The sequence below is a fragment of the Actinobaculum sp. 352 genome (assembly GCF_003957265.1).
In the GTDB taxonomy this organism is placed as follows: domain Bacteria; phylum Actinomycetota; class Actinomycetes; order Actinomycetales; family Actinomycetaceae; genus Asp313.
Map to the genome: position 1 here is coordinate 21,236 of NZ_RQSN01000011.1, position 17,922 is coordinate 39,157.

16 protein-coding genes are annotated in these 17,922 nt (G+C 59.5%); 12 read left to right on the forward strand and 4 right to left on the reverse strand.

Annotation, left to right across the window (positions count from 1 at the left end; translation table 11 throughout):
- The first annotated feature begins 29 nt into the window (after positions 1 to 29).
- The 10 genes from EKN07_RS10570 to EKN07_RS10615 all read left to right on the forward strand — a co-directional run bounded on the left by EKN07_RS10570 (position 30) and on the right by EKN07_RS10615 (position 12,154).
- Positions 30 to 737 (forward strand): DUF4956 domain-containing protein, encoded by a 708-nt coding sequence (locus tag EKN07_RS10570; protein ID WP_241228182.1) that lies wholly within the window; start codon positions 30 to 32, stop codon positions 735 to 737.
- 17 nt (positions 738 to 754) lie between these two features.
- On the forward strand, positions 755 to 1,636 hold the full coding sequence (locus tag EKN07_RS10575; RefSeq protein WP_241228183.1) for a VTC domain-containing protein: 882 nt from the start codon (positions 755 to 757) through the stop codon (positions 1,634 to 1,636).
- Positions 1,633 to 3,279: a carbohydrate-binding domain-containing protein gene (locus EKN07_RS10580; protein ID WP_126146368.1), complete on the forward strand. Its 1,647-nt coding sequence runs from the start codon at positions 1,633 to 1,635 to the stop codon at positions 3,277 to 3,279. The genes EKN07_RS10575 and EKN07_RS10580 overlap by 4 nt, the downstream gene beginning before the upstream one ends.
- Before the next feature lie 464 nt (positions 3,280 to 3,743).
- A complete protein-coding gene (nrdH, locus tag EKN07_RS10585) occupies positions 3,744 to 3,995 on the forward strand; it encodes a glutaredoxin-like protein NrdH (protein WP_108714696.1) in 252 nt (83 codons plus the stop codon).
- A 258-nt stretch (positions 3,996 to 4,253) separates the two neighbouring features.
- Complete coding sequence (gene nrdI / locus EKN07_RS10590) at positions 4,254 to 4,658, forward strand: class Ib ribonucleoside-diphosphate reductase assembly flavoprotein NrdI (protein WP_108714697.1); 405 nt, start codon at positions 4,254 to 4,256, stop codon at positions 4,656 to 4,658.
- Complete coding sequence (gene nrdE / locus EKN07_RS10595; RefSeq protein WP_240611303.1) at positions 4,640 to 6,793, forward strand: class 1b ribonucleoside-diphosphate reductase subunit alpha; 2,154 nt, start codon at positions 4,640 to 4,642, stop codon at positions 6,791 to 6,793. The genes nrdI and nrdE overlap by 19 nt, the downstream gene beginning before the upstream one ends.
- Before the next feature lie 626 nt (positions 6,794 to 7,419).
- A complete protein-coding gene (locus tag EKN07_RS10600) occupies positions 7,420 to 8,214 on the forward strand; it encodes an SDR family oxidoreductase (RefSeq protein WP_108714698.1) in 795 nt (264 codons plus the stop codon).
- A 30-nt stretch (positions 8,215 to 8,244) separates the two neighbouring features.
- On the forward strand, positions 8,245 to 9,324 hold the full coding sequence (locus tag EKN07_RS10605; RefSeq protein WP_108714699.1) for a PLP-dependent cysteine synthase family protein: 1,080 nt from the start codon (positions 8,245 to 8,247) through the stop codon (positions 9,322 to 9,324).
- The gene (locus EKN07_RS10610) at positions 9,321 to 10,721 is read left to right on the forward strand and encodes a lanthionine synthetase LanC family protein (RefSeq protein WP_108714700.1); all 1,401 of its coding nucleotides are present in this window, start codon (positions 9,321 to 9,323) and stop codon (positions 10,719 to 10,721) included. The genes EKN07_RS10605 and EKN07_RS10610 overlap by 4 nt, the downstream gene beginning before the upstream one ends.
- A gap of 332 nt (positions 10,722 to 11,053) precedes the next feature.
- Positions 11,054 to 12,154: an alpha/beta hydrolase gene (locus EKN07_RS10615; RefSeq protein WP_126146369.1), complete on the forward strand. Its 1,101-nt coding sequence runs from the start codon at positions 11,054 to 11,056 to the stop codon at positions 12,152 to 12,154.
- A gap of 5 nt (positions 12,155 to 12,159) precedes the next feature.
- On the opposite strand, the gene EKN07_RS10620 is transcribed toward EKN07_RS10615, so the two are convergent.
- Entirely contained in the window at positions 12,160 to 12,642 is a 483-nt protein-coding gene (locus EKN07_RS10620) for a hypothetical protein (protein ID WP_108714702.1), read from the reverse strand.
- A 119-nt stretch (positions 12,643 to 12,761) separates the two neighbouring features.
- Positions 12,762 to 13,244, reverse strand: coding sequence for an NAD(P)H-dependent oxidoreductase (locus tag EKN07_RS10625; protein ID WP_108714703.1), 483 nt, complete (start codon positions 13,242 to 13,244; stop codon positions 12,762 to 12,764).
- A 156-nt stretch (positions 13,245 to 13,400) separates the two neighbouring features.
- Here EKN07_RS10625 and EKN07_RS10630 point away from each other — a divergent pair, with 156 nt between their 5' ends.
- Positions 13,401 to 14,876 (forward strand): hypothetical protein, encoded by a 1,476-nt coding sequence (locus EKN07_RS10630; protein ID WP_126146370.1) that lies wholly within the window; start codon positions 13,401 to 13,403, stop codon positions 14,874 to 14,876.
- 75 nt (positions 14,877 to 14,951) lie between these two features.
- Here EKN07_RS10630 and EKN07_RS10635 read toward each other — a convergent pair whose 3' ends face one another.
- A complete protein-coding gene (locus EKN07_RS10635; protein WP_126146371.1) occupies positions 14,952 to 15,515 on the reverse strand; it encodes a hypothetical protein in 564 nt (187 codons plus the stop codon).
- A gap of 146 nt (positions 15,516 to 15,661) precedes the next feature.
- Between EKN07_RS10635 and EKN07_RS10640 the strand changes: the two genes are divergently transcribed.
- Positions 15,662 to 16,042 (forward strand): RNA-binding S4 domain-containing protein, encoded by a 381-nt coding sequence (locus EKN07_RS10640; RefSeq protein ID WP_108714706.1) that lies wholly within the window; start codon positions 15,662 to 15,664, stop codon positions 16,040 to 16,042.
- Between the two features lie 249 nt (positions 16,043 to 16,291).
- Here EKN07_RS10640 and EKN07_RS10645 read toward each other — a convergent pair whose 3' ends face one another.
- The gene (locus tag EKN07_RS10645; protein WP_108714707.1) at positions 16,292 to 17,893 is read right to left on the reverse strand and encodes a DASS family sodium-coupled anion symporter; all 1,602 of its coding nucleotides are present in this window, start codon (positions 17,891 to 17,893) and stop codon (positions 16,292 to 16,294) included.
- Positions 17,894 to 17,922 lie beyond the last annotated feature (29 nt).

The window sequence follows — 17,922 nt, forward strand, 5'->3', positions numbered from 1 at the left end:
GTAGACGTGATAGTGGACAGGAGTCTTCCGTGGATACGAGTTACTTGCTTTTTTTGGCCGATGTGCTTGCGATCAGCATTCTCGCTTTCGTTCTTTATGTTCCTCGGCATCGTCGCAAAGACCTGGTAGTCGCACTTGTCGTGGTCAACGTCGGAGTGCTGGCAGTAACCACAGCACTGGCGCTCTCTACCGTGAATGCCGGCCTGGGACTGGGCTTATTCGGCGTCCTGTCAATTATTCGCCTACGTTCCACGGAACTGTCTCAGCACGAGGTAGCATACTACTTCGCCGCTCTAGCCATCGGCCTTGTGGGTGGCATGCGGACCATGGACCTGTGGCTGGGAATCGCTCTTATCGCCGCGATTGTATTGGCCCTGGCCATTGTTGATTCCCCGCGGGTGCTGCGCTCGTCTCGCCAGTTGACCATCACCGTGGACCGGGCCATTGCCAATCAAGACGAACTCATCGCCTATATAGAGCAGCAGACCGGATACGACGTGCGTGAAGTGAGTATTCAACGCCTCGACTACGTCGACGACTGCACCTGGGTCGATGCACGCTGCAGTGAGCGGACAGAGCGCGTACGCGGCACGGGGGCGTCCGCGATCACCTCCAGGTATAGCTCGATCGTCAGCGCGCCGTCCTCCCTTGGCGGAGCACAGAACATTTGCGTTGCTGCGAATAGCGGGACATCCAACGCACATGGGCGGGTCCAGGCGGAACAGAGGTTCCAGTGACTGCTGTAGGTCCACCAATGCTTAACGCTCTCCCGGTGGTAGATGAAATGGCAGATAGCAAGGCGGTGGCGGAAGCGCTAAGCACGTTGCCGGGCATCAGCTTGGAAGAGTTGTCTGAGACGGCAGAACTTCTGCAACGGGTCGACCGCAAATATCTGGTGCCGCGCGACAGCGCCGCCTATCTGGTCGCAGACCTTGCGGAACTGGGTGCTAGAGCACTGACAATCGAAGACCGCCGAGAGTTTTCGTATCTTTCGATGTACTTCGACACGCCCACCTTCGGTCTTTATCGGGAGGCCGCCACCGGACGGCGGCGTCGGTTCAAGGTGCGGGAAAGAATGTATCTGGACTCGGGTCTACATTTCCTGGAACTGAAAACACGTGGACCCCGTAGTCTGAACGTGAAGGACCGCAGAAGGCTGAAGCCTGTGGAGATACGGCACTCTTTAGGAATGCGGCAGACGGCGGGTGGACAAGGCGATGTCAAGCGCGGGGCACTGGACGACGGTGACACTCGCATATGGCTGGCGGAGATGCTGCTCAGGCGCGGTATAGAACATGCGCCGATACCAGCTCAGGCAGGTGTGGACTCGCTTCTTCCGGTACTCAACTCCGCTTATCGGCGTTCCACCATTTTGCAACCGGATTTGGCACGGCTAACCATTGACCGGGATTTAACTCTTGCCCCCCTGCTTGGAAACGGGGAGCATAGGGAAGTGGACGAGGTCGTCGTCGAAACGAAATCCGGTGGAGCACCATCGGTGGCGGATCGGCTCATGTGGCACTACGGTGTGCGGCCGATACGCATCTCAAAGTACGCGCTCGGCGTGGCGTCCGCCTTTCCGGACATGCCGCACAACCGGTGGCACCGCGCCATGAAGAAAGTAGGAGAACAATGAACAGGTGGAAAGAATCGGTGGCTGCCCTGATGCTGGTCGGCGTGATACTGGGAGGCTGTTCCTCCACAACCGACAGTGATACAACTAGCCCCGCAACGAGTTCCGCTCCCGGCGGTACCGGTACAACCAGCCAGACTTCGACTGCGAGTACCGATTCTGATGGCTATGCCCTGCTTAATCGAGCACGCGAGGTCGCCGAGACGAATATGCAGTCGGGCAACGTGTATACGACGTCGGTAAGAGCTGACTCCGCCACACTTGAGACGATGATGGCGGAGAATCAGAAGCCGCATGCCGAAGCCGACGACGTCGAATACGACGCCTCCGAAGCCGCCACGGTGTCATTGGATGGTAGAACGGCAACGGTGGAGCAGACCGGTACGCTGGGCGCTGACGCCGTCACGGTAGCGGATGGATCTGTGACGATCACCTCCGCTGGTACATACATCCTCTCCGGGGATTTCAAGGGTCAAGTGGTTGTCAATACCGAGGATGCGGAGAAGGTGCGGCTGGTTCTGGACGGCGCGAATATCTCCTCGGAGACCGATGCGGCAATCCGCGTGCTGGCTGCCGACGAAGTGGTAGTGATCCTCGCCGATGGTTCTGAGAATACGCTGTCCGATACGTCCAGCTATGCCGACGATTACGACGGGCCGACGGCAGCGTTGGCGTCGCAAGCGGACCTGACCATTGGTGGCAATGGCGCTCTCAGCGTCACAGGTAATGGAAACGACGGTATTTCGAGCTCAGACGGCTTAGCGATCCTCGGCGGAACCGTGACGGTGAACGCCGTCGACGACGCGGTGCGCGGCAAGGACTATGTGGTAGTTGCCGGAGGCTCCCTGACTCTTGATGCTCCGGGTGACGCCATCAAATCGGATAACGAGGACGATATCGGCCGCGGATATGTGCTTCTGACCGGTGGCACGATTGCCGTCACGCGCGGCGACTCCGATGCCATCGACGCCACCTCTGACCTGATCATTGCGGGTGGCACTCTCAACGTATCGGAAGCGGAGGAAGGGCTGGAAGCGGCATATATCCTGCTTGGCGGCGGCAGCGGCACAATCACTTCGAGCGACGACGGCATTAACGCGACTAGCGACAGTGGCACGCCCTGGCTATCGATAACCGGTGGCGAGTGGACGCTGCTGGCGAACGGCGACGGTATTGATTCCAATGGTGACTGTTATATGAGCGGCGGAACGGTTACGGTGTACGGACCGACGAATGGCGGTAACGGCTCGATAGATGCGATGAATGAACTGCAGATCTCCGGCGGTACGCTGTTCGCGGCCGGGGCAGCGGGAATGGCGCAAGCGCCCAACACGAATTCGGCGCAGGCATCTGTCATGCTGAACACCTCGACCATATCCAGTGGCGCAACGGTGGCGATCCTCGATTCCGACGGTAACGAGCTGGCGTCGTACACGATTCAAGCCAACGCAAGCAATGTTGTGTTCTCCTCGCCCGACATTGTTTCCGGTCAGACCTATACGGTCACGGCCGATGGCCAGAGGGTGGGAACGGCAACCGCCGGTGACTACCAGAATGCAATGGAACCCGATGCCGGTGGTCCTGCCGGAGCATTCTCCGGCGGGCAGGGTGGAGAACCCGGTGGTACTGCTCCTGGCGGCGGGTAACCGTGATGTAAGGCGGGTGACCGTAAGCCGCGGGGAACCGTGAGCCGCAGATAAGACGACCGCGAACATCATGGCGCGTCGGGTCCGTAGCCGACGCGCCATGAGGTCGTGAGCCGGGAAGATCTCCCGCGGCGAATACGTGATCGCATGAAATGCGTCACACATATCCCTGGGTGGTAAGTGGAGCGGATACCCATTGTGAGGCGGATCTGTGCGGCGTAGAATTACACGCGTGCGATTCATCACCTGCAACACGCCGAACCACAACACCTTGGGGTCTGTTGCGGTGGTGACCACAAGGTGTAGTGTTTATGTCTGTACCTCTGAGGTACAGAACCGGAAACTTTATAGCCGATACGCTTATGAGACCGCTCAAACGGTGGCGGTAACGTAGTGTCACATGATGACCGAGGAGGTTCGGCCATCCAAGCCTTTCGGCGGGCAGGCCAGAAGGGAGAAGCTTCATGAGCATCACTGTTTACACCAAGCCGTCGTGCGTGCAGTGCAACGCCACAAAGCGCGCGCTGGCAAAGGCCGGTCTCGCCTACGATGAGGTCGATCTAACCCAGGATGCGGCGGCACTGGACACCGTAAAGGCCTTGGGCTACCAGCAGGCGCCCGTCGTATTCGCGGATGGAGACCATTGGGCCGGTTTCCGGCCCGACAAGATCAAGGCCCTCGCCATGGCCACGCAAAGCGCGTCGGTAAGCGCCTGAGGCCCGATTCCAGGTAGGGAGCTCAACGCGCGGCAGCTGGAAGGTAGATTGCCGGAACGGTATACGACCGAAAGCACGCCGCGCGTTTGTGTTCCCATTGATGTCGCCTAACCGCACAGCCCGCCACAACATCGAAAAGATGCCCGGCGTAGTAAGTGTGCCACAACATCGCAAACACGCCACGGCATCGTAAGTACCCCACGGCGCGGCAACGGTCCAGCGTGGAGGCGAGCGACAAGAAGAGGAAGGCAGGGAACGGTGGCCGTGATCGTCTATTTTTCGTCAACGACGAACAACACGAAGCGTTTCGTGGAGAAGCTTGGCTTCCCCGCCTTCCGTATCCCGCTGCGCCCGAAGGATGAGTTCTTGCACATGGATGAGGACTACGTCCTGGTAGTTCCCACCTACGGAGGCGGCAACCTCAAGGGCGCCGTTCCGAAACAAGTCATCAAGTTCCTGAATGACGAGCGGAATCGCTCGCATATCCGTGGAGTCATCTCCGGCGGAAACACCAACTTCGGCACGGCTTATTGCATAGCCGGCGATATTATCTCGGCGAAATGCGGCGTGCCCCATATGTATAAATTCGAGCTACTCGGCACCCCGGATGACGTGGCGCGAGTACGTGAAGGTCTGGAGAAGTTTTGGCAACAACCGCAATAGGCACGCTGACCGATACGGGCGAGGAGAGATCCTCTCTCGACTATCACTCGCTGAACGCGCAGCTGAACCTGTACGACGCCGACGGGAAGATCCAATTCCACGCCGACCGCGAGGCGGCCAGGCAATTCTTCCTCCAGCACGTCAATCAGAACACGGTGTTCTTCCACGATCTCGAGGAGAAGATGAAGTACCTCGTTGACGAGGGGTACTACGAGAAGGAGGTGCTCGACCAGTACTCCTTCGACTTCATCAAGGAACTGTACAAGGCGGCCTACGCCCACAAGTTCCGCTTCCCGACCTTCCTCGGCGCATTCAAGTACTACACTTCCTACACCTTGAAAACCTTCGACGGTCAGCGTTATCTGGAACGCTACGAAGATCGAGTGTGCATGGTGGCATTGACCCTAGCGCGCGGCGACGAACAACTGGCACGCGACCTGATGGAGGAGATCATCACCGGGCGCTTCCAGCCAGCCACCCCGACCTTCCTCAACGCCGGGAAGGCAGCACGCGGAGAACTGGTCTCCTGCTTCCTCTTGCGCATTGAGGACAATATGGAGTCCATCGCACGCGGTATTAACTCCGCCTTGCAGCTATCCAAGCGCGGCGGCGGCGTCGCCCTGAACCTGTCCAACCTGCGCGAGCAGGGTGCACCGATTAAGAAGATTGAAAACCAGTCCTCCGGGGTCAACCCGGTGATGAAACTGCTGGAGGACTCCTTCTCCTACGCGAACCAGTTGGGCGCGCGGCAAGGTGCTGGAGCTGTGTATCTGCACGCACACCACCCCGATATCATGCGCTTCCTCGACACCAAGCGGGAGAACGCGGATGAGAAGATCCGCATTAAGACGCTGTCGCTGGGTGTCATTATCCCGGATATCACCTTCCAACTCGCGCGCGCCAACGAGGATATGTACCTGTTCTCTCCCTACGATGTGGAGCGTGTGTACGGTGTACCCTTCACCGAGATCAGCGTGACGGAGAAGTACCGGGAGATGGTCGACGACAAGCGCATCCGCAAGTCGAAGATCAACGCCCGGCAGTTCTTCCAGACGCTGGCGGAGATCCAGTTCGAGTCCGGGTACCCGTACATCGTGTTCGAGGACACCGTGAATAAGGCCAACCCGATCAAGGGCAAGGTCACGATGTCGAACCTGTGCTCGGAGATCCTGCAGGTCTCCGAACCGTCCCGCCTCAACGATGACCTCTCCTACGAGTACGTCGGCAAGGATATCTCCTGCAACCTCGGCTCGCTGAACATCGCGAAGACGATGGATTCCCAGGACTTCGGCAAAACCATTGAGGTGGCGGTGCGCGCTTTGACAGCGGTATCGGATATGACGCATATCCGCTCGGTGCCCTCCATCGAACGGGGTAACGATATGTCTCACGCCATCGGCTTGGGCCAGATGAACCTGCATGGTTACCTCGGGCGTGAGCATATCCACTACGGCAGTGACGAGGCCTTGGACTTCACCAATATGTACTTCTACACCGTGGTGTACCACGCGATTCGCGCCTCGATGAACCTGGCGCGTGAGCGCGGTCAGCACTTCGAGGGCTTCGAGGAGTCCGCCTATGCCTCCGGCGCGTATTTCGACAAGTACATCAACCAGGTATGGGAGCCGACGACGCCGCGCGTGCGCGAGCTGTTCGCGGATATCCATATTCCAACGCAGGAGGATTGGAAGGTGCTGAAGGCGGATGTGCAGCGTTACGGCATGTACAACCAGAACCTGCAGGCCGTGCCACCCACCGGATCCATCTCCTACATCAATAACTCGACATCCTCGATCCACCCGATTGTCTCCAAGGTTGAAATCCGTAAGGAAGGTAAGATCGGTCGCGTCTACTATCCGGCACCGTACATGACCAATGACAACCTCGAATACTACGAGGATGCCTACGAGATCGGTCCGGAGAAGATCATCGATACCTACGCGGTGGCCACCCAGCATGTGGACCAGGGCCTCTCCTTGACGCTGTTCTACCCGGATACGGTGACCACCCGCGATGTCAACCGTAATTACATATACGCCTGGCGCAAGGGAATCAAGACGCTGTACTACATGCGTATCCGCCAGCAGGCATTGGAAGGAACAGAGGTGCAGGGCTGCGTCTCCTGCATGCTATGACGGCGTAGTGACCCGGTCGATGGTCTGCGGGCAGGCACTGCCTTGACACGACAGCCCGGGCGCGGCGGCAGGCGATAACCTGCGGCTCCGCGCCCGGGCTGAACGCTTTCTGGTCCCGCAGTTGGCCGTGCCACAACAAGCTGCTCCCGCGCGCCCGGGCCGTGCGATTTTAAGCCTCCTTCGGCGAAAACGGAAGAGGTGTCCACATGAATACGCGTGCTTGACGCTCGGGAAAAACGTTCCGTAGTATCCCAACTAATCCGACGCGCACCGCACGCCGTAGACATGCGGCGCTTTTCGGGCAGCGGGGAAGCCGAGCACCTGTTCCGGTGGACCGATGATCCGCCAAGGTGCCCGGGAATAAGAGGGTCGGCGTTGCCTTGCGCCACCGCAGGGTCTCACACCGGCAAAACGAACGAAGGAAAGGAGCTCTGACATGACGAATAGAATCCCAACGAACAGCGAAGCTATGTGTATGTGTTGTCAGGTGGGTGGAGTGCACCCGTTGATGTTGTCATGTCGGAGGAGCCTGTGACCATACCTTCCACGGGAAGAAGGATGTAGCGGATGCCCGGCAGGGCATCCGCTTTTTTGTATTTCGACGTTTTGCAAAGGAGAACCAGGCGATGAGCGATGGAAAGGTCGCAATCATCACAGGCGCCGCGCAGGGCATTGGATTTGCCGGAGCGCGACGATTTGCGGAGGGCGGTTACACCGCCATCTTGACCGATCAGCACGGCCAGGAGGTGCGGCAGGCGGCCACTCTATTGCGGGAGGCCGGATACGCCGTGGCCGACTACGAGCTGGATGTGACGGACTTCCAGCAAGGCCAGGAGGTTGTAGCCGACGTCGTCGCGAAATATGGCCGGGTGGACGCACTTTTCAACAATGCGGGTATTACCGGCCACAGACCGACCGTGTTGAACTTCGACCCCGAGCAGATCAAGCAGGCCACGGAGGTCAATCTGTGGGGATCTCTCTACATGATCCAGCACGTTGCGCGTGTGTTCGTGGCTCAAGGAATCCCCGGAGCGATTGTCAATGTGTCGTCGTTCGTGGCGAGCTTTGCGGAGTGGTCGCCATTCGGCTACGGGATCTCGAAATCTGCGGTCGACGGTCTCACCCGAACTGCCGCCTTCCACCTGGGTATGCACGGGATCCGCGTTAATTCCGTGGCGCCCGGATTCACAAAGACGGAGATGGCTATCAAGTACGACTACTCGGATCCGAAGATCCGCAAGATACAGGCGGAACGAGCGGTCCTGAATCGTTGGATCGAACCCGAGGAGATCGCCAATGCGGCCTTCTTCCTCGCCAGCGACCAAGCCAGTGCCATCACGGGCGTGAAACTCCCCGTCGATGCCGGATACACCATCACCAAAGAGAACAACATCGCCAGTATTTACGGCGAAACGGAATAGCAGACTCAACAGCGTAAGTAGGAGATACTCATGGCACGGATTTATAGATCCATTGCAGAACTCGTCGGCAACACGCCTCTCGTCGAACTGACAAACTATCAACGCGCACACGGCCTGCAGGCGCATATCTTAGGCAAACTGGAATTCCTCAATCCGAGTGGAAGCGTGAAGGACCGCCTGGCACTCGCCTTGATCAAGGACGGTTTCGACCGAGGGGAGCTCACCGAGGGCGGCACGATTATCGATGTGACCAGTGGGAATACCGGCATCAGCTTCGCGGCCATCGGTGCCGCGGAGAGGGTCGCTTTCATCCCGTATCTGGAACCGGGGACCACGGTGGAGCGGGTGCAGATATATCAGGGCTACGGGTTGGAAATCCATGATTTTAATGAGATCGAGGAGGTTGCCGGTTTCGAAGAGAAGGGTCTGATCTTGCAGGACCTGGTCGACGGAATCACCCGCATCGCCAAGGAGAACGGCTACTTCTACGCCGGGCAGACCATTAACGAGCGGAATCAGGCGACCCACTATGAGACAACCGGCCCGGAGATCTGGCGAGATACCGACGGGCAGGTTGACTACTTCGTCGCCATGGGAGGAACTGCGGGAACCATAGTCGGTGCGGGCCGCTATCTGCGTGAGCAGAACCCGGAGGTCAAGATCGTCGGCGTACAGGCCGCAACATCCTCTCGCCCCGACAGTCCGGATTTCACCGGTCATATCATCGACGGAACGCTGCCATTGGGCGGCGTCGACGAATCGCTGTTGCCACCACTTATTCACTCGAACACACCCAATGGCTTCGCCTTCGACGAGATTATCGATATCAGCGCGGAAAGAGCGTATGCGACGGCGCAAGCCGTTTCGCAAACCGATGGTCTCTTCCTAGGAACATCCGCAGCGGCGGCGCTTACGGCGGCCATTGAGATAGCGGCCCGGCCGGAGGCAGTCGGCAAGAACATCGTTGTCATCTACCCGGACAACGGCTACAAGTACCTATCCACCGATCTGTTTAAACGCCCGGCGGTTTCAGCCGACTCTGCCGCCGATGGGCACGGCAGGGCGAATGACGAGGGGAAGCCGACGGATGAAGGGGACGATCAGGCATGACGCTGGCATTTGCGCAACCTTTGGTGAGCACGACGCTGGACACCGACGACTACCTGACGGCCGCTCTGGAAATTGCCGCCTATCTGCGTCATAACGAGGTCATAACACCGGAAGGCAAATACTGGAAGGTAAGCCCGGAACCAGGCAATGACTACGTGGGTGACCTGATGCTTACCCAGAAGGGCCTGTACGGCGGATCGGCTGGAATCGGCCAGTTCTTCGTTCAGCTTTACGAGGCGACCGGCGATGAACAATGGCTTGCGGAGGCGAAGCAGGCTGCCGCATATATCCTGGCGACCTACGAAGGTCCTGCTTTCTTCTCAGGCATACTGACCGGGCCTGTCGACGGTATTTGGCCCGTCGCGGGCTGGGGAACAAGTGTGTATGTGGGCCCGGCGGGCCAAGGAATCTTCTTGGAGCAGCTCTACGAAAAGACGGGGGATACGCGGTACCGTGATTTCCTTCTCACAACGGCCGACGACGCGATTGCGGCGGCTACGCGGGACGAGCACGGTCTGCACTGGAGTGATGCCATCGACCTGATGTCCGACGGCGGCTACGCCTTCTTCTTCCTATACGTCTATCGCAAAACAGGGGAGAACCGTTACCTGCAAGCGGCCGAGGATGTCATCGCCTATACGCGCACACGGCGCGTGGCGGCCGACGTCGGAGGTGCCTACTACAAAACCGTCGATTTGCGGCTGGTGGGATGGGAGTCCGAAGAGACGGTCTTCCCGAACTACTCGCACGGTGCCGCCGGTATTGCCTATCTCAACGCTCTGGCATATGAGGCCACCGGTAAGCAGCACTACCTCGACGCGGCGACGGAGGTGGTGGATTTCCTGGCGGCCATTGCAGCAGGAGATAGTGACGGAGCATTGATTCCGTACCTGTATAACCCGCAGCGGGGAAACTTCAAGGAGTTCTACTACCTCTCCACCTGCCACGGGCCGGTCGGCACCACCATATTGTTCCGCAAGCTCTACGACACTACGGCCGACCAGCAGTATCTCGAGTGGATCGACATACTGACCAAGGGCGTGCTGCAACTCGGTGCGCCTCTGGTCCACTCAAAGGGGTACTGGAACAGCTACTGCCTGTGCTGCGGCGCGCCGGGTCTGCTCATCCACTTTGTGAAAACGGCTGAGAAACTCGGGCGACCGGAATACCTGGAGCAGGCACGACATACGGCACGTAAGCTGCTCGGCGACTCGTGGAATGACGCAGACGGAAGGCGCTGGTACGCCGCTTGGACCCGCAAACTTCCTGGGCTTGTCGAGACATACACCGGGCTGTACGCCGGTGCGGCGGGCGCCGGTAGTGCGCTGCTGTATCTCTACGCGCGGGATCGGGGAATCGCACTCAGTGAAACGGTGGATTACCTATTCCTACGTTGAAGGCAAGGAGTGGGGCTGCACCGCTCGCGCACTGTGAACCTGCGATGGCTTGCGCCGGTGATGTGAGGCCTACCGAATGGCACAGCCAGGCATAGCCGTGCTGATCTCAGTTCGATGGTGCAGCGGATACTCCGGGAGATCCGGTACGCGGTGGTGGCGCGTCCGCGATGTCTGGAACAGAGATGCGTCGCCGCTCAACCACATCACACCCGCGCGCCAGAGCTGCGGGAGCGCGTCGTCGGCGAAAGACGTCTGCGGGAAGCAAAGACGTCTGCGGGAAGTCTCGTTACGTCGCCAACGGCGTCGTGGCACGATAGCGGAAGGAGGAAGCAATGATCCGAACCGTTATGCCATTGGACGACGTCGTCGGCGCATCCGCCCGCGCACACAAGCCCGCTACGAACCTTCCCGGCGCACCGGGTACTGCGGCAAGCGTGGAGATTCTCAGCTGGGACAGGGAACTGGTATCGAAGAGCGGTACGCCGCAGTGGCCGGGTGGTCGGCCCATGGTGGTAGTGATCCCGGGCGGGAGTTATCAATACTGTTCACCGCGCGAGGCCGATCCGGTGGCGCTGCGATTCCTGGCCGCGGGATATAACGTGGCGGTGCTGCGCTACCGGGTGGGCGCCGACTCCCGCTACCCCTTGCCCTTGCGGGATCTAGCGGCGGCGCTGGTGGTTATCCGTGAAAATGCGGAGGAGTTGGGGACCGACCCCGAACGAATCGTATTGTGCGGGTTCTCGGCGGGTGGCCATCTCGCGGCAACGTTTGCCTCCACCGTTGCCGCAGACTGGGCGGGAGTCGGCGCTGGCCGGGGAGGAGAAGGTGCGGGTCGAGGAGAATGTGACGCTGCGCATACCTCAGGTCCCGTTTGCTCCAGCCGGGAGGTCGATATTGGTGGGGGTGAGTTGGTGCAGACGCGCCGAATCGTGCCTGCGGATCCGTCCGATTCGACTACTGGGTGGACCGCGGAGCTCGCATCGGCTGACCGTGTGCACACGCAAGGAGGTCTTGCGGCCCACCTCGGCATTCTCGGAGTGATTCTCGGATATCCGGTAGTGGATTTCCACGCGCTGGAGGAGTACTACCAGCACAGCGACGGCCTAGAATCGACATCCGGCCGAGTGGGTGCCATGCTCGCCGACTACCGGCCAGAAGCAGACCCCGCGGTGCTGGCAGGCCCACATACTCCGCCCACTTTCATCTTCACAACGGGAACGGATGAGATTATTCCGGCCGTGCACACCATGAACTATGCGCGGCGGCTCGCCGACTACGGCGTTCCGGTAGAGCTACACGTGTATTCCTCGGGATTACACGGATTGTCAGTGGCGGATGCGACTGCCTGCGTGGAGGAAGACTACCCGGCGAGGGTAGGAGGATGGATCGAGGCTGCACTGGCCTGGGTCAGTGAACTGTTCAGCCTGCGGTGAGTCCTTTACAACCCGGAGATGACTTTGACGGAGATGATCCAGACGCCGAAGACTGCGGCCATCGCTACCCACGGGTAAAAGGCCGGGAAACCGGAGCCGTCTTGCTCGTGGCGCCGTTCCAGCCAGAAGCAGAGGACACCAGTGGCGAGGATAAGTGCCTCTGCAACAAGGATGACTGCCCATACTGCTGCCAGAGAGGAGCCTTCGGGGCTATCGTTCAGGCTGAGAATGTTTAGGGCGCTGACGCCAACAAGCACGAAACACAGGAGGGCATTGCCCAGTCCCATCGCGGCTCCATTGTGGCTGACGATACCGCCGTCAGAGAAGATCCAGTCCTCTTCTCTGGTCCGTTTGGCGAGGCGCTGCTCGCGCTTGGATAACTCGGGCAGCGGCTCGCTCGGCCAGTCGAGAGTGTCACCCTCCGCCATATCGGACGGGGAGCTTGCCTCCGCGTTGCCGAGATCGTCGATATCGTCGTCGCTACTCATGGTCGTCGCCACTCATTACTCATATGTATGTTGTACCCCGCGCGACGGCCTGCGAGCGGGGACGGCGATCCACGCCCTACGCGTCGGTGTCGTACCCACACGCGGTCGTCCGCGTGCCGCTAGTCGTCGAACTTCTCGCGAAGCTCGGCCAGTTCCACCATATCGCTTGCAGCGCCCAGGTAGGTCATGCCCTGCGGTTCGGCTGCGTTCTTGACCGTGTTCACCGCTGCTTCAAGAAGTGTTGGGCCAACCTGATACCCCTGGATAATAAAGGCGATCGCCCGCCCGGCAAGCTCCTTGGCGCGGGGATGGCACTCCAGCCGTTCAAGGAAGGCCCGCGCGGCGGCACTCATATTGTCCGTGTATACCGGGCTGCCCAGTACGACGACGTCGCTGGCGATCACCTTTTCGAAAACGACCTCGTACTCGTCGTCGGCGAATTCCTGGCCGAAGAAGCCGATCCTATAGTCGATGAGATCAATCCGCTCGGAAGGCAGATCCTCCAACAGGGCGGTGCCCAGTTCTGCAGTCTTGCCGTCACGGTTGGCGCTCGTGTTGATGAATAAGTATTTTTTCGGGTCAACGGTCATTACTTCTCCCATGCTGTTACCCCGTCAGTGTAGTCGGATCGGTGAAGCAATGTAACACGCTGTGCTCTTCGCCGCAGTGGTTGGGGGCGGTATAAGATCGGTCATATTCGCCACACAGCATGCCGGAAGGGACAATTTGCCCGTAGGATTCCAAGAGGAGGTGGAGTCATGAGCTTACCGCGTCATCCGCGATTCTTGCCGATAGTGATAGGAGCTGCTGTTGTTCTGAGCGGTTGTTCCAATGCTGTTACCAGGCCTTCGACTTCACCGACACCCACCACAGCCAGCACTACACCTACCGATACTCCAACCGTTGAGGTCGACTTCGCTCCGACTGTGGCTGATGAGGAGGCGGTCTTTGCGGTAGAGATGCCCACAGATAACGGCGCGATCAACGGTGTTGCATACGATGGGGACAATATCCTCGTTTACCAGAACGATCTGCCCGAGATCACCCATACAGTGACGGGGTATTCGCTCAGGACAGGTGAGAAACTCTGGGACTTCAGTGGCGCTGGCTGGATCGAGTGCGATGGCAATGCATTTGTGGTGTGCGAAACCCTGACGTATGAGCAGGGCAACCGAGTCGCGGACAGTGCGGTGACGGTGGACTTGAAAGACGGAACTCGCGACACGCTGGACGTCGGGAAGGCAGGCACCTTCGCGCTGGCGGCCGTGTCAGACGATACGGCCTATTTCCTCACCTGGCAGGGCACACGTGACGTTCATATGACGGGTTTCGATGCCGCCGGTGCGCCCGTGGCCGACCGCAACTTACGGCTGGGCGTTCCCAGCGATGCGCAGGCGTCGAATATCAGCACGGCACTCACCGGTTCTTATATCAACATCGGTATTTCGGGCGTGGGTAGCGGAGTCTATTCAATCGACCACAACGTTTTCTTCCCTCTGCCGACAAGTGGGCCATGTGTTGCCGTGTCCGATGGTGTTGTCTGTGCGGGCAACGAATCCGCGGTTGGCCTTTCTGAGGATGGGCAGACCGAGTGGGAGTTGGATGTGGTGGATGTTCAGTTACTCGAATCTGCGGCTGCGCCAGACGTGAATCTGAGCGAAGCGCGGCAACAATTGCTGGAGTTGGGAATGGCGGTGCGGCGCCCCGGCAATCCCGTGAAGGACTCGGAACACAGTGGGAGTGAACCTCCTAGTGTGGGCGCAAGCAGCGAAACGTCGCCGGGTGACTCGGAGTCGAGTGCCGCAGATGCCGACTCCGCAGGCAGTCAGGATGATAACGCCGGTGGAAAGACTCAGTACTACGCCCTCGCAACGGCGGACGGATTCACCGAGTTGACCCTGACGGACGGCACTCTTGCTATTCCCGATCACGAGTTGAGCGCCGATATCGCTGCCACCAGTGTGGTCAGCGCGGATTTCACGCGTGTGCCGGGCATTATCAATGTCATACAGGCGGGACCGACTTCCGGGGAGGCCTCGGGGACGGCGGTGCACTCGTCCATTTTGATTGGCGAGAACTGGGATGTGCTGGCACGGTTTGATTCGGATCAGGCGGGTGACATCACGGACCAGGGTGAGCCGGGCGAGGTGATCTCGCCGTATACTTTCCTACGCAGCGGTGACCTCTTAATCTTCGTGAATGCGGTCGAAGGCGTTGTTGTCGCGTATCGGTGATGAGGTGTCTGAGGGCTGCCCGGTGCGCGCGTTCTGAGCGTTTCCCAGGCGAATTAGTGACTGGTCTACCGTAGTCTATTTCCAGGAGACGCCGGTGAGAAGCTCCTGGTACGTCGACTCGGCAACAGGCTCGGCTTCGCCGTCGGTTGAGTAGTTCATAGCGGCGACGGTGATGTACCCTCCGTCGACCGGGACAACGGCGCCTCGCGCACACAAACTATCAACACTGCTGGTGGCGCAGCCGGAAAAACCTTCCCCGGACCGTCCGTTAACTTCTTCTTCACCGAGCGCATCCAGTTCCGACTTATCCGGCTGTGTGCCATCGAGAAGAGTGAACAAATCACTTATCAACTCATCGGCAGACCGGCCATTTGCGGGTTGGATGGAAACGAGGACTGCCGCATCCGCGCCATTATCAGCCGTGATAATCGCATCTTGCTCGGCTGCGACGGTGTAGCCCGCCGGCGGAGTGAAGGAGATCAGGTCGGTGATTGGTGGCAGTTCCTCCGTTGCCTCGACGGTTGTACCGGAGCTCTCCGCATCAATGGCGTAGCTACTGCAGGCACCAAGCCCGCAGGCACTCAATACGGCAAGGCAGACCGGGAGCAGGGAGGAACGACGCTTTGGCGAAATTATCACGCCACTACCGTACCGCTCCCACCATATGATTCGACAGAAGAAAAGGCTGGGTGCCTGCCGTGCCAACTGCTTCCGGAGTGCTAGCTCCACCGATCTTCTATCGGTATGGTTGCGGTTCTCTCCTTGATTCTCGCTAGCATGAATCCATGGACTCAGTGCGGGTAGACGTGTGGCTGTGGAGCGTGCGGCAATGCAAATCGCGCTCGCTGGCCACCGCGGAATGCCGGGCGGGTCACGTCCGGGTGAACGGAGAACCGGTCAAAGCCTCCACCCGGCTGCGGATAGGCGACGAAGTCCGTTATCGAGTGGCTGGATTTGATCGGATACTGCGGGTAACAGCGCTTATCGCCAAGCGCGTTGGAGCTCCGGCGGCGCAGGCGTGCTATGAGGATCTCACGCCCGAGCGCCCGAAGGTTTATCTCCCGATTATGCAGCGAGAGCGAGGCGCGGGTCGCCCGACGAAGAAGGAACGCCGGGAACTCGACCGTCTTTTCGGCAGGGATTCAAACTTCGGCCATCGTGGATGAGATGATCGGCCGATCAGCCGCGCTATCCGCTAGCGGCCGTACTATCCCGGTTGTCCGACTGTGACTGTGGTAGAGGCGAGGACCCTGCCCGATAGAAGGCTGCGCGCACAACAGGAACGCCGACGTAAACCCGATGCCGCCAAGCCGTAGCCGAGCCCGTCGCAAACCTGCCGCCTCCAAGCAGCGGCCCGATGCCGCTCGGGCAAGGCGAGTTCCGCGGCAAACCTCAGCCATCAACCAGCAGCCCGACTATGCCAAACCCAGCAGACTCCACACCGTGGGCAGTGCGAAGACGAGTAGTGCCGTGCCCGCGACGCCAACGATTATCCCGACGATGGCCATCTGTTTGACGGAGATCTCGCCGGTCGAGTAGGCGATCGCATTCGGTGGTGTGGAAATCGGCAGGGACATCCCCAGCGAGCACGCGATAGCGACAGTTGCCGCCACCGCGATCACACTTGTTCCCGCCAGGGCAGTTGCCAGGGATACAGCCAGTGGGACAAGCAGGTTGGATGCCGCGGAGTGCGACATGACATTGGCGAATCCCAGGCCGATGAAGCCCAGAACCGCAATGACGAGCATCGCGCTCATATTCTCCCAGTTGATGGACCCGACCAGCCAGGCGTCTAGGCCGCTGGCGCCAATACCATTACCAAGCGCGATGCCGCCAGAGACAAGCCAAAGAACCGCCCAGTTAATGGCGCCCAGATCCCGGCCGTCCATCACGCGCAGGCATAGCAGAGCGACAACCGGGAAGAAGCCGATCGTATTGGAGGAGATTTGGTGAATGGGTTCGGTCATCCACAGCACAATGGTTGTGCCGGCAACGATGTAGAACAAAGCGGCTGGGCGAGACGTATTCCAGGCAGAGTCAACGGAGATAGCGATACGCGCCTCACGTGGTATGTACAAGGTGCACAGTAGCAGCCAGGAAGCCACGAGAACGATTAGCATGAAAGGCACGGCCATCCCCATCCAGTGGATGAAGGAGACATGAATGCCACGCTCGGCTAACGCGCTGACCGCGATGGCATTAGGAGGAGTGCCGACGGGCGTACCGATACCACCCACATTGGCAGCGAGCGGAATGCTGAGGGCAACGCCGGTGCGTGCACGTCCCTCCGGCAGGGCACCGATAATGGGGATCACCACGGCGAACATCGTTGCCGTGGTTGCCGTGTTGGACATAAACATTGACATCAGTGCGGTGATGACCATCAAGCCGAGCACGGTGATTCGTGCCGATCCGGTGAACGGCCGCAAGAGGACTGCGGCGATGTTCTTGTCAAGGCCATATTTTTCCGCGCCGTGTGCGATAAGGAATCCGCCGAGGAAAAGAATGATCACCGGGTTGGCCAAGGCGGCGAAGTAGTTCGCGGCGGGCAAGGCGGCCTCCACGAGCTCGGGGTCTCCACCGGTGGGATCGGATAAAGCACTTTGTGAGATGAGCAGGACTTCGAGCAGGATGACCAACACTGCGGTAGCGGTCAGCGGGATGGCTTCCGTAATCCAAAAGACGATGGCGAGCAGGAAGATCGAAAGCATTCGCTCCCCGGGCTCGGCCAGGTTGGGAATATCAATGAAGAAGGGAAAGAGGAAGGCGATGATTCCGATGACCAGACCACCGATTTGGAAGCCGGTCAGTTGCGGCGGCAAGGTGCTCAGCGCGTTGGCATAGCCGGTATGTTCCGGTGTTTGCTCCTGGCTCTCGGCATCGACAGGAGTAGTCGAGGCAGTAGCTCCGGCTTTCTCGGGGGTGGGATTCGACGGCTCGGACGTACGGGGTGTCGTGCCTTCTGCGTGGTGTTCAAAAGACGAAGAGGCCGTGGCCGTGTTGTCAGGCACACTCATGCGGCCATTGTACGGGGCGAGGGGGGATG

Coding starts and splice junctions, on each gene's coding strand:
- EKN07_RS10575 (WP_241228183.1), top strand. CDS start 755: ATGCTTAACGCTCTCCCGGTGGTAGATGAAATGGCAGATAGCAAGGCG.
- EKN07_RS10580 (WP_126146368.1), top strand. CDS start 1,633: ATGAACAGGTGGAAAGAATCGGTGGCTGCCCTGATGCTGGTCGGCGTG.
- nrdH (WP_108714696.1), top strand. CDS start 3,744: ATGAGCATCACTGTTTACACCAAGCCGTCGTGCGTGCAGTGCAACGCC.
- EKN07_RS10600 (WP_108714698.1), top strand. CDS start 7,420: ATGAGCGATGGAAAGGTCGCAATCATCACAGGCGCCGCGCAGGGCATT.
- EKN07_RS10605 (WP_108714699.1), top strand. CDS start 8,245: ATGGCACGGATTTATAGATCCATTGCAGAACTCGTCGGCAACACGCCT.
- EKN07_RS10610 (WP_108714700.1), top strand. CDS start 9,321: ATGACGCTGGCATTTGCGCAACCTTTGGTGAGCACGACGCTGGACACC.
- EKN07_RS10615 (WP_126146369.1), top strand. CDS start 11,054: ATGATCCGAACCGTTATGCCATTGGACGACGTCGTCGGCGCATCCGCC.
- EKN07_RS10620 (WP_108714702.1), bottom strand. CDS start 12,642: ATGAGTAGCGACGACGATATCGACGATCTCGGCAACGCGGAGGCAAGC.
- EKN07_RS10625 (WP_108714703.1), bottom strand. CDS start 13,244: ATGGGAGAAGTAATGACCGTTGACCCGAAAAAATACTTATTCATCAAC.
- EKN07_RS10630 (WP_126146370.1), top strand. CDS start 13,401: ATGAGCTTACCGCGTCATCCGCGATTCTTGCCGATAGTGATAGGAGCT.
- EKN07_RS10640 (WP_108714706.1), top strand. CDS start 15,662: ATGGACTCAGTGCGGGTAGACGTGTGGCTGTGGAGCGTGCGGCAATGC.
- EKN07_RS10645 (WP_108714707.1), bottom strand. CDS start 17,893: ATGAGTGTGCCTGACAACACGGCCACGGCCTCTTCGTCTTTTGAACAC.